Source organism: Azospirillum sp. UFLA03-27, assembly GCF_059803775.1.
Map to the genome: position 1 here is coordinate 1 of NZ_JAUQTX010000215.1, position 11,354 is coordinate 11,354.

10 protein-coding genes are annotated in these 11,354 nt (G+C 70.6%); all 10 read right to left on the reverse strand.

Annotation, left to right across the window (positions count from 1 at the left end; genetic code table 11):
- Nucleotides 1–2,208, reverse strand: a 2,208-nt coding sequence (locus Q4I23_RS24865) for a DUF4118 domain-containing protein (protein ID WP_498527993.1), incomplete at its 3' end; no start/stop codon positions are given.
- 87 nt (nucleotides 2,209–2,295) lie between these two features.
- The gene (locus Q4I23_RS24870; RefSeq protein ID WP_498527994.1) at nucleotides 2,296–2,904 is read right to left on the reverse strand and encodes a K(+)-transporting ATPase subunit C; all 609 of its coding nucleotides are present in this window, start codon (nucleotides 2,902–2,904) and stop codon (nucleotides 2,296–2,298) included.
- A gap of 10 nt (nucleotides 2,905–2,914) precedes the next feature.
- Nucleotides 2,915–5,044: a potassium-transporting ATPase subunit KdpB gene (kdpB, locus tag Q4I23_RS24875; RefSeq protein ID WP_498527995.1), complete on the reverse strand. Its 2,130-nt coding sequence runs from the start codon at nucleotides 5,042–5,044 to the stop codon at nucleotides 2,915–2,917.
- Between the two features lie 13 nt (nucleotides 5,045–5,057).
- The gene (kdpA, locus tag Q4I23_RS24880; protein WP_498527996.1) at nucleotides 5,058–6,767 is read right to left on the reverse strand and encodes a potassium-transporting ATPase subunit KdpA; all 1,710 of its coding nucleotides are present in this window, start codon (nucleotides 6,765–6,767) and stop codon (nucleotides 5,058–5,060) included.
- A gap of 10 nt (nucleotides 6,768–6,777) precedes the next feature.
- The gene (locus Q4I23_RS24885) at nucleotides 6,778–6,867 is read right to left on the reverse strand and encodes a K(+)-transporting ATPase subunit F (protein WP_237907488.1); all 90 of its coding nucleotides are present in this window, start codon (nucleotides 6,865–6,867) and stop codon (nucleotides 6,778–6,780) included.
- 464 nt (nucleotides 6,868–7,331) lie between these two features.
- On the reverse strand, nucleotides 7,332–8,042 hold the full coding sequence (locus Q4I23_RS24890) for a GntR family transcriptional regulator (RefSeq protein ID WP_498527997.1): 711 nt from the start codon (nucleotides 8,040–8,042) through the stop codon (nucleotides 7,332–7,334).
- A gap of 64 nt (nucleotides 8,043–8,106) precedes the next feature.
- Complete coding sequence (locus Q4I23_RS24895) at nucleotides 8,107–9,153, reverse strand: AbrB family transcriptional regulator (RefSeq protein WP_498527998.1); 1,047 nt, start codon at nucleotides 9,151–9,153, stop codon at nucleotides 8,107–8,109.
- Nucleotides 9,154–9,260: 107 nt separating this feature from the next.
- Complete coding sequence (locus tag Q4I23_RS24900; protein ID WP_498527999.1) at nucleotides 9,261–9,914, reverse strand: isochorismatase family protein; 654 nt, start codon at nucleotides 9,912–9,914, stop codon at nucleotides 9,261–9,263.
- 10 nt (nucleotides 9,915–9,924) lie between these two features.
- Nucleotides 9,925–11,058 carry an ABC transporter ATP-binding protein gene (locus Q4I23_RS24905; RefSeq protein ID WP_498528000.1) on the reverse strand — a complete coding sequence of 378 codons (1,134 nt, stop codon included), beginning with the start codon at nucleotides 11,056–11,058 and terminating at the stop codon, nucleotides 9,925–9,927.
- A partial coding sequence (locus Q4I23_RS24910) for an oligopeptide/dipeptide ABC transporter ATP-binding protein (RefSeq protein ID WP_498528001.1) occupies nucleotides 11,055–11,354 on the reverse strand: 300 nt, incomplete at its 5' end. The genes Q4I23_RS24910 and Q4I23_RS24905, both read right to left, overlap by 4 nt.

Consider the following 11,354-nt stretch of genomic DNA (forward strand, 5'->3'; position numbering starts at 1 on the left):
GTTATAGTCTCGTGGGCTCGGAGATGTGTATAAGAGACAGGCCTCCTCCTGGATGGTGGCGGCGAGGTCGCGGCGCGACGCCTCGTCCATCCCGGCACCGTAGGCGGTCAGGCTGGTCGCCGACCCCAGGATGGAGGCCAGCGGAGTCCGCAGGTCGTGGGAGATCGAGGTCAGCAGGGCCGAGCGGAGCCGTTCCGTCTCGGCGGCCAGACGCGCGCGGTCCACGTCCTCCGCCAGGGTGACGCGCTCGATGGCCAGCGCGGCCTGATCGGTCAGCGCGTCGAGCAGCCGGCGCTGGTCCGGGGTCAGCAGGGCGCCGGGCTTGCCGGTGCGGGCGGTGTCGGTGTCGATGCCGACCACCCCGACCGGACCACGCCCGGTACGCAGGGGAAGGAACAGCCACTTGGCGCCGGGCAGCGTGTCCGAGCCGCGCCCGGCGGGCCGGTTGTTCTCCCAGGCCCAGACGGCGGCGGCGAGGTCGGCCTCGCGCAGTTCGTCCTCCGGCGGGTAGCCGGCGCGGACGGACACGGTGTCGCCGTCGGGCAGCAGCAGGACCACATGCACCTTGAGCATCGCCGCGATCTGGTGGGCGGTCGCCCACAGCAGGTCGTCCATGGTGACCACCCCGGCCAGCTTGCGGCTGAAGCCGTAGAGATCCTCCGTCGTCTTGGCGCGCAGCCGGGCGGTGATCGCCTGGGCGCGCACGCGGGCGGTCAGGTTGCTGGCGATCACCGCGACCACCGCGAAGAAGAACAGCGCTACGATGTTCTCCGGATCAGCGATGGAAAAGGTGTAGAGCGGGTTCAGGAAGAAGTAGTTGAAGGCCAGGGTGCTGGCGACGCAGGCGTAGAGCGACGGCCCCAGCCCGCCGGTCACGGCGCTGGCCAACACCGCCGTCAGGAAGACCAGCGCGACGTTGCTGACGTCGAGCACCTGCTGAAGCACCTTCCCGACGCCCAGCGCCAGCGCGACATAGCCGGTGGCGGCGGCGTAGGGCCAGCCGGACAGCGCCGGGCGCCGGGGAACCGCGGTGCGCACCGTCTTGGGCGGGATCGGCTCCTCGGCATCGTCGGCGATGACATGAACGCTGATGCCGCCGGCCTGCCGGATCAGCCGGAGGGCGATGGAGCTGCGCAGCAGCTCCGCCCAGGGGCCGCGGTGGGATTTGGCGATGACGATGTGCGCGACGTTGTTGGTCCGCGCATACTCGACCACCGCGCCGGCAACGTCGCCGCCGGGAATGGTCACCGCCTCGCCGCCCAGCTTCTCGACCAGCCGCAGCGCGTCGGCGATGCGGTCGCGCTCGGCCTCGCTCAGGCGCAGGCTGCGCGGAGTCTCGACGTGCAGTGCGGTCCAATGGGCGCGCAGCCGCTCCGCCTGACGGCGGGCGTAGCGGACCACGGCAGCGCAGGCCGGGTCCTCGTTGACGCAGACCAGCAGCCGCTCCCCCGCCGCCCAGGGGCCGGCGATGGCGTGGGCCTGCATGTGGGTCAGCAACTGCTCGTCCACCCGCTGGGCGGTGCGGCGCAGCGCCAGTTCGCGCAGCGCCGTCAGGTTGCCGGGGGAGAAGTAATGGCGGATGGCCCGCTCGGCGGTGCGCGGGACATAGACCTTGCCGTCCTTCAGCCGCTGGATCAGGTCGTCCGGCGTGATGTCGATGACCTCGATGTCGTCGGCCCGGTCGAGGATGGAGTCCGGCACCGTCTCGCGCACGCGGACGCGGGTGATCCGGGCAACGACGTCGTTAAGGCTCTCCACATGCTGGATGTTCATGGTGGTGTAGACATCGATCCCGACGGCGAGGATCTCCTCAACGTCGAGGTAGCGCTTGGCGTGACGGCTGCCGGGGGCGTTGCTGTGGGCCAGCTCGTCCACCAGCACGATCGCCGGGCGGCGGGTGAGGATGGCGTCGAGGTCCATCTCGTCGAGCCGGCGGCCCTTGTACTCGACCTTGCGGCGGGGGATGACCTCCAGCCCGGCGAGCAGCGCCTCGGTCTCGCGTCGGCCATGCGTCTCGACCACGCCGACCACCACGTCCACCCCGTCGCGCCGCTTGGCCTGGGCGGTCAGCAGCATCTCGTAGGTTTTGCCGACGCCGGGGGCGGCGCCCAGGAACAGCTTCAGCCGCCCGCGCCCCTCCCGCGCCGCTTCGCGCAGGAGCGCTTCGGGCGAAGGCCGGGCGGCGGCGGCGGTTCGGTCGTTCGGCATCGGGGGCGGCTTTCGGAACGGATCGGCGGCCCCGGCCCCTCCCCTGCCCGCGCGGGAGACGGAGCGGGGCCGCCTGTTGACCTTCAGCTAATGCGTCGCCGTGGCGGCGTCGAGGGCGAGATTGAGCCGCAGCACGTTGACCACCGGCTCCCCCAGCGGTCCCAGCGGCGACGGCTCGGTGTTCAGGGTGACCAGGGCGCGGACCTGGGCCTCCGTCAGGCCGCGGGCGCGGGCGATGCGGGGGACCTGGAAGTCGGCGGCGGCGGGCGACAGATGCGGGTCGAGGCCGCTGGCCGAGGTCGTCACCAGCTCGACCGGCACCGGAACGCCCGGATTCTCGGCCTTCAGCCGCTCCGTCTCCGCGCGCACCCGGTCGGCCAGCGCCTGGGAGGTCGGGCCGAGGTTGGAGCCGCCGGAGGCCGCGGCGTTGTAGGGCGCCGGCACGCTCTTCGACGGATCGGACGGGTCCGGCCCCAGCGTGGCGGAGGGGCGCCCGTGGACATAGCCCTCCCCCGTCATGCTCTGGCCGATCAGGGCGGAGCCGACGACCGTCCCGTTCCGCTCGATCAGGCTGCCGTTGGCCTGATGCGGGAAGACGGCCTGGGCGATGCCGGTGACGGCCAGCGGGTAGATCAGCCCGGTCACCACGGTCAGCGCGGCGATCATGACGAGGGCGGGACGCAGTTCCTTGATCATGGCGGGTTCCTCACACGAGGCCGATGGCGTTGACGATCAGGTCGATCAGCTTGATCCCCACGAAGGGCACGATCAGGCCGCCCAGCCCGTAGATCAGCAGGTTCCGGCGCAGCAGCCGCGCCGCCCCCACCGCGCGGTAGGCGACGCCGCGCAGCGCCAGCGGGATCAGCGCCACGATGATCAGCGCGTTGAAGATGATCGCCGACAGGATGGCGCTCTCCGGGCTGGCCAGCCCCATCACGTTCAGGGCGCCCAGCTGCGGGTAGAAGGCCAGGAACATGGCGGGGATGATGGCGAAATACTTCGCCACGTCGTTGGCGATGGAGAAGGTGGTCAGCGCGCCGCGCGTCATCAGCAGCTGCTTGCCGATCTCCACGATCTCGATCAGCTTGGTCGGGTCGCTGTCCAGGTCGACCATGTTGCCGGCCTCGCGGGCGGCGACGGTGCCGGTGTTCATCGCCACGCCGACGTCGGCCTGGGCCAGCGCCGGGGCGTCGTTGGTGCCGTCGCCGCACATGGCGACCAGCTTGCCCCGCGCCTGCTCGTCGCGGATCAGCTGCAGCTTCATCTCCGGCGTCGCCTGGGCCAGGAAATCGTCCACCCCGGCCTCCGCCGCGATGGCGGCGGCGGTCATCGCGTTGTCGCCGGTGATCATCACCGTCTTGATGCCCATCTTTCGCAGCGCCGCGAAGCGCTCCCGGATGCCGCCCTTGACGATGTCCTTCAGGTGGATGACGCCGAGCAGCCGGCCGTCGCGGGCGACGGCCAGCGGCGTGCCGCCGGACTTGGCGACGCGCTCCGCGATGGCCTGCACCTCGCGCACCGCCGCCTCCAGGGCGGGATCGGAGCGCAGCGCGGTGACCGTGTTGTCCTGGGCGGCAGTGCCCTGCCCGAGGGTCCGCACATGGGCCAGCACCGCGTCCACCGCACCCTTGCGGATGGTCACGCCGTCGCTGTCGATGCCGCTCAGCCGCGTCTGGGCGGTGAAGGGCACGAACCGGGCGTGCAGACCGGCCATGTCGCGGGCGCGGATTCCGTAATTCTCCTTCGCCAGGACGGTGATGGAGCGGCCCTCCGGAGTCTCGTCGGCCAGCGAGGCGAGTTGGGCGGCGTCGGCGAGATCGCGGTCGGCGACGCCGGAAATCGGCAGGAACTCCGCCGCCTGACGGTTGCCCAGCGTGATCGTGCCGGTCTTGTCGAGCAGCAGCGTGTCCACGTCGCCCGCCGCCTCCACCGCCCGGCCCGACATGGCCAGCACGTTGAAGCGGACCAGCCGGTCCATGCCGGCGATACCGATGGCCGACAGCAGCGCGCCGATGGTGGTCGGGATCAGCGTGACGAACAGCGCGGCCAGGACCAGCACCCCGACCGACCCGCCGGCGTAGGCGGCGAAGCTGGGGATGGTCGCCACGGCGATGACGAAGATGACCGTCATGCCGGCCAGCAGGATGTTCAGCGCGATCTCGTTGGGCGTCTTCTGCCGCTGCGCGCCCTCGACCAGCCCGATCATGCGGTCGAGGAAGGTGTTGCCCTGGGCGGCGGTGATCCGCACCTTGATCCAGTCGGAGATCACCTGCGTGCCGCCGGTCACCGCCGAGCGGTCGCCGCCGGATTCGCGGACGACCGGGGCGGATTCGCCGGTGATCGCCGCCTCGTTGACGCTGGCCACGCCCTCCACCACCTCGCCGTCGGAGGGGATGAGGTCGCCCGCCTCCACCAGAACAAGGTCGCCGGGCTTCAGGAGGGTGGCCGGAACGCTCTCCCAGCCCTCGCCCGCCAGCCGCTTGGCGGTGGTCTCGGTGCGGGTGCGGCGCAAGCTGGCCGCCTGGGCCTTGCCGCGGCCCTCCGCCACCGCCTCCGCGAAGTTGGCGAAGAGCAGGGTGAACCACAGCCACAGCACGATCTGCAGGGAGAAGCCGATCCCCCCGGCGCCCGTCAGCCTGGCGCCCGTCAGGAGGTCGCGCAGGAACAGCAGCGTGGTCAGCGCCGCCACCACCTCCACGCAGAACATCACCGGGTTGCGGGCCATCACCCGCGGGTCGAGCTTGCGGACGGAGCCGGCGATGGCGGGCAGGAGGATGGCCGGGTCCAGCAGCGTGGAGGCCGGAGTGCGGGTGGCGGTTTTCGAATGGGTGTCCATGGAGGGTCCCCGGTCAGAAGAGGAGGCCGGCGCGCATCGCCAGATGCTCGGCCACCGGGCCGAGGGCGAGCGCCGGGAAGAAGGTCAGGCCGCCGACGATCAGGATGACGCCGGCCAGCAGCCCGACGAACAGGCCGCCGTGGGTCGGAAAGGTGCCGGCCGACGCCGCGCTGCGCGTCTTGGCGGCGAGCGAGCCGGCGACCGCCAGCATCGGCACGATGACCAGGAAGCGGCCCACCAGCATCCCGGCGGCCAGCGTCAGGTTGTACCAGAGCGTGTTGCCCGACAGCCCGCCGAAGGCGCTGCCGTTGTTCGCCGCCGCCGAGACGTAGGCGTAGAGCGCCTCCGAGAAGCCGTGCGGTCCGGCGTTGGCGAGCGAGGCGAGGCCGGTGTCGAGCACCACGGCGAAGGCGGTGCCGCCCAGCATCATCAAGGGCAGGCAGAGCACAGCGAGCATGGTCATCTTGACCTCCTTCGCCTCAAGCTTCTTGCCCAGATACTCCGGCGTGCGCCCGACCATCAGCCCGGCGACGAACATGGTGACGATGGCGAACAGCAGCATGCCGTAAAGACCGGCCCCGACGCCGCCGACGATGATCTCGCCCAGCATCATGTTGACCATCGGCACCATGCCGCCCAGCGGCATGAAGCTGTCGTGCATGGCGTTGACCGCTCCGCAGGAGGCCGCCGTGGTCACCGCGGCGAACAGGGCGCTCATGGCGATGCCGAAGCGGGTCTCCTTGCCCTCCATGTTGCCAGCCGCGTTGTCCAGCCCGAGAGCGGCGAAGGCCGGGTTGCCCTGGGCTTCCGCCCAGTAGACGACGGCGACGCCGATAACGAACAGCAGGCCCATGGCGGCCAGGATGGCCCAGCCCTGCCGCTCGTCCCCGGCCATGCGCCCGAACAGGTTGGTCAGCCCGGCGCCGATGGCGAAGATCGACAGCATCTGCACCAGATTGGTCAGGGCGTTCGGATTCTCGAAGGGATGGGCGGAGTTGGCGTTGAAGAAGCCGCCACCGTTGGTGCCCAGCATCTTGATCGCCTCCTGCGAGGCGACGGGGCCGAGCGCGATGGTCTGCTTGACGCCGTCCAGCGTGGTCGTATCCACCGTCCCGGCCAGCGTCTGCGGCACGCCCTGCCAGACCAGGAACAGCGCGTAGAGCAGGCTGAGCGGCAGCAGCAGGTAGAGCGTGCCGCGGGTCAGGTCGGTCCAGAAATTGCCGACCGTCCGCGCCCCGCTGCGGGTGAAGCCGCGGACCAGCGCCACGGCGAGCGCGATGCCGGTCGCCGCCGACACGAAATTCTGCACGGTCAGCCCGGCCATCTGCACGAGATGGCTCATCGTGCTTTCGCCGCCGTAATTCTGCCAGTTCGTGTTGGTGACGAAGCTGGCGGCGGTGTTGAAGGCGAGATCGGCGGGGACCGCCGCCATGCCCGTGGGGTTCAGGGGCAGGACGCCCTGGAGGCGCTGCAGCGCGTAGAGCAGCAGCAGGCCGGCGACGTTGAACAGCAGCATGGCGACGGCGTAGGTCACCCAATGCTGTTCCGCCTTCGCGTCCACCCCGGCCAAGCGGTAGAGTCCGCGCTCGACGGGGCCGAGCAGCGGCGAAAGCGGCGTGCGCTCCCCGTTGAACAGCCGCGTCATGTAGCCGCCGAGCGGGCGCGCCACGGCGGCCACGAGGGCGGCGAAGAGCAGGATGTGAATCCAGCCGCTGACGGTCATGGGAGTCTCCTCAGAACCGTTCGGGGCGGATCAGGGCGTACACGAGGTAGCCCAGCAGCCCGGCGACGACGAGGCCGCCGAGCGCGTAATCGACGATCATGGCCCGCCCTCCCTCACAAGCGGTCGCAGGCGTGCACATAGGCGATGGACGCGGCGAAGAAGGCCGCGGTGATCGCCAGCGCGATGATGTCCAGCATGGTTGCCTCCGGGGCGCACCCGGCTGGAACCGGGCGCGCGTCAGCGTGGATCGGATGCCGGCACGGCTGTGTCCGGCACGATCAGGCTGCGCCCGAGGCGCGTATAGATTCGAGGGGGGCGGAAGAGGGTCTGTCGTATAGACGGCGTATATGCCGGGTGGGCGGGAGATGGAGACTCTTGCCCCCACCCCGGCGCTCCCCCGCTCTCGGCGGACCAAAGGTCCGCCTGCCGCGTCAGCGCAAATCTCCGGTTTGCGCGAGAGCTTCGCGGGAGAGGATGCCTTCTGCGAAGCGGCGGTCATTCCCTCCCTTGCGATAGCGGTGCAGGGTTAGGGTGGGGGCACTGTCAGCACCGCGACACGCCCCCTCATCCGCCCGGCGTCTCCTCCATCCGGCGGAGCAGCATATCGCACGGCCCCTGGAGATGCTCCCGCATCAGGAACTCCACACGCCCGCTCTGGCGGCGGGCGATGGCGTCGAGGATGCGGCGGTGCTCCTCGTTGTACTGGCGCAGCGTGGGGCCGTCCTTTTCCATCTCGAGGACGTCGTAGATCTTGGGGACCCGGTAGACGGTCTGGAAGGAGCGGTTGAACAGCCCGCTCGGCACCAGCCCCATCAGGGTGGTGTGGAAGCGCTGGTTCAGCAGGCGCCACTGCTCCAGCGCCTCCCCCTCCAGCGGGCTGTCGCCGGCGATCAGCGCCTCGGCGCGGTCGAGGCCGTTGCGCAGCGCCCGCTCCACGTCGAGCGGCAGGCCGCGCTCGGCCACGATGCGGCAGCCGTGCCCCTCCAGGAGGCTGCGCATCTCATAGCTTTCCAGAAGATCACGCCGCGTGAACTGGCGCACCGTGTAGCCGCGGTTGGTCTCGTAGGTGACCAGCCCTTCCCGCTCCGCCGCCACCAGCGCCTCGCGGATCGGGGTCCGCGACACGCCGAACTGGGCGGCCAGCTCCGCCTCCTTCAGCTTGGTGCCGGGGAGCAGCTTGCCCTCCAGCACCCGGTTGCGCAGGGCGGTCATGATGGAGCCGACCTGCTCGGACCGGACGGTCCCGGTCGCCTTCTCATCGCTGAACGGGGTCACGGTGTCCTCCGGCCGGAGCTTCGGGTGCCGGCGGTTGGAAAATGGCGAGGCAAGAGACCGCGTTCTATCGGCGGCGCAGGAATCGCACAAGCAGAACGCTCATCAGGATCGTCCCGAACAGCCGCAGCGTCTGCAAAGTGAGGATGAAGGGCACGTCGGCGGCACTGCCCAGCGCCACCACCGTCACCGAGTCCAGCCCGCCGGGGCTGGTCGCCAGATAGGCGGTCAGCGGGTCCTTGCCGGTCAGCGTGACCAGCAGCCAGGCCGAGCCGAGCGACATCGCCACCAGACCGAAGGTGGACAGCAGCATCAGCGGCACCGACGCCACCAGATCGCGCAGCAGCTCCCGCCGGAAGCGCAGGCCGGTCGTCCAGCCGATGATCGTGAAGGCGACGGCGATCAGCCAGGACGGCGAGTCCAGCACCACCAGCCCGGTCATGTTGAGCGTGCCGCCGAGCAGGATCGGCCCCAGCAGCGCGCCCGCCGGAAGCCGCGTCACGGTGCCGGCCCAGCCGCCGGCCAGCGCGACCGCCACCAGCGCCAGCGTCGAGGCGACGGAGGCGGACGGCGCGGGAACAGCGCCAGGAGCGGCGATCGGGACCGGAACGCTGCCCAGCAGGAAATGGCAGACGAGCGAGGCCAGGACGACCACCACGATCACCCGCAGATACTGCATGACCGCGACGAAGCGCGGGTCGCCGCCGAAATCGCCGGCCATGGCGATCATCGCCGGGGCGGCGCCCGGCATGGTCCCCCACAAGGCGGTGCCGCCGGGAAAGCGGCCCGACCGCTCCAGCAGCCAGCCGACCAGCACCGCGCCGGCCAGCATCGTGGACAGCGCCATCAGCATGGGGAACCAGTGCAGCGCCACGTCGTGCAGGATGGTCACGTCCATGGACCGGGCGACGACGCCCCCCGTCAGCGCCTGGGCCAGCCAGGAGAAGCGCTTGGGCAGCTCGATGGAGGCGCCGCGCACCCCCAGCAGGATCGCCGCCGCCATCGGGCCGAGCAGCGTCGCGCCGGGAAGGCCGGCCACCATGAACAGGGCCGTGAACAGGAGGGTCGACCCCACCAGCAGGCACCACTGGAGGGGATTGGAAAGGGACATCATGTCGGCAGATTGCTCAGGGGCGCGCCCGCCGGTCGGCCGCGGGCGCGCCACCGCTCCATACAGTTCAGATGGACAGTTCGGATGGGGTCAGGGACGGAGGAACGGGATCAGGCGGCCACGGCCACGGCCTGCTTCTCGACGTAGGCCATCACCTCCGCCACCGGCAGCACGTCGCCGTACTTGGCGTTCATGTCGAACAGGGCGGAATCGTGCGGGGACTGGTGGCGGTCGCCCACGCATTCGGCGGGGACGATGACGCGGAAGCCGTGGGACACCGCGTCCACTGCCGTCGCCCGCACGCAGCCGCTGGTCGAGCAGCCGGTGAGGATCACCGTGTCGCACTCCATCACGCGCAGCATGGTGCTGAGCGGCGTGCCGAAGAAGGCGGAGGAATGGTGCTTGACCAGCACGACGTCCTGCGGCTCCGGCGTCACGCGGGCGTCGAACTCGGCCAGCGGGTTGTCGGCGGTGAAGGCGCGCAACGCCGGGATCTTCTTGACGAACATGCCGCCTTCGGTCCCGGCCGCGTCATAGACGACCTTGGTGTAGATGACCGGTAGGCCGGCGCGGCGGGCGGCGGCGTAGAGCGGCACGCTGGCGATCGTCGCGTCCACCACACCCTGCCCGAAGAAGGGGGCGCCGGGCTGGGTGTAGAAGTCGATGAAGTCGATGGAGATGATGGCGGCCTTCCGCCCGAAGCCGATCCGGTTCTGGAAGACGCCGGAATAGTTGTCCTTGAGTTCGTCGGTGACGCTGAACATGGGGTGATCCTTAAGCCGATTGCAGGGGGATGGTGCGGATGGGCGGATAGCCAATGTCCTGAAGGACCGCCGTGGCGACCTCGGACCGGGTCTCCGGCGTTTCGGGGAAATGGCAGGCGACTTGGTCGGTGCCGCCGCAGGCTTTCAACGCGGGCTGGTCGATCAGGCAGGCGCGCGGCAGCAGGGCGTCGCCGCTGCGCTCGGTGGGCACGCCGCCCGCCGCCGCGACCAGCCGCGCCCGGTAGCAGCGCGGATGGAAACGGCAGCCCGGCGGCACGTTGGTGGCCGAGCCGATCTCGCCCATCGTCACCGAGGTGCGGCGGCGGTTGCGCATCCGCACGTCGGCGATGGGCACCGCCGCCAACAGCGAGACGGTGTAGGGGTGCAGCGGCCGGCGGTAGAGGTTGTCGCGCTCCGCCATCTCGACGACCTTGCCGAGATACATCACAGCGATGCGGTGGCTGACGTGGCGGACCACCGCCAGATCGTGGGCGATGAACAGGTAGGACAGCCCGCGCTCCCGCTGGATGCGCTGGAGCAGGTTGATGATCTGCGCCTGGATCGACACGTCGAGCGCCGACACCGGCTCGTCCAGCACCAGGATCTTGGGGTCGAGCGTCAGGGCGCGGGCGATGCCGATGCGCTGGCGCTGGCCGCCGGAGAACTGGTGCGGGTAGCGGTCGGCGTGCGAGGGGTCGAGCCCGACGAGGCTCATCACCCCGGCCACCTTCTGCGGCCCGTCGCTGTCCCACAGCCCGTGAACCTTCAGCGGCTCGGCGATGCTCTGGCCAATGGTGACGCGGGGGTCGAGCGATCCGTAGGGGTCCTGGAAGACCATCTGGATGTCGCGCCGCATCGCTTGCATCTCGGCCTTCGACACGCCGGTCACGTCGCGCCCGTCGACCAGAAGCCGCCCGCTGGTCGGCTCGACCAGCCGCAGGGCGAGGCGGCCCAGCGTGCTCTTGCCGCTGCCGCTTTCCCCGACGAGGCCGAGGGTTTCGCCGGCGCGGATGGTCAGCGACACGCCGTCCACCGCCCGCACCGCTTTGCCGGCCTTCTTGAACAGGCCGCCGCGGCGGGTGAAGACGCGGGTGGCGTCGACGAGTTCCAGAGCCGGAGGCGGTGCGGAGAGGGTGTCGCTCATCGGATGGCCTCCTTCCGGTCGGGCAGGTCTTCGTGGAAACAGGCGCTGCGGTGGCCGGAGCGGTCGCCGGCCAGCGGCAGCGGCCGCCGGGTGCAGCAGTCCGCCCGCCCGCGGCCGACCGTGCAGCGCGGCTCGAAGGCGCAGCCCGGCGGCAGGCGGGCGACGTTGGGCGGCTGGCCCTCGATGGCCGGAAGCTCTTCGTCCACCGGGCCGTCGAGGCGGGGGATGCTGCGGAACAGCGCGCGGGTGTAGGGGCTGTCTCTTATACACATCTGACGCTGCCGACGATTATACGC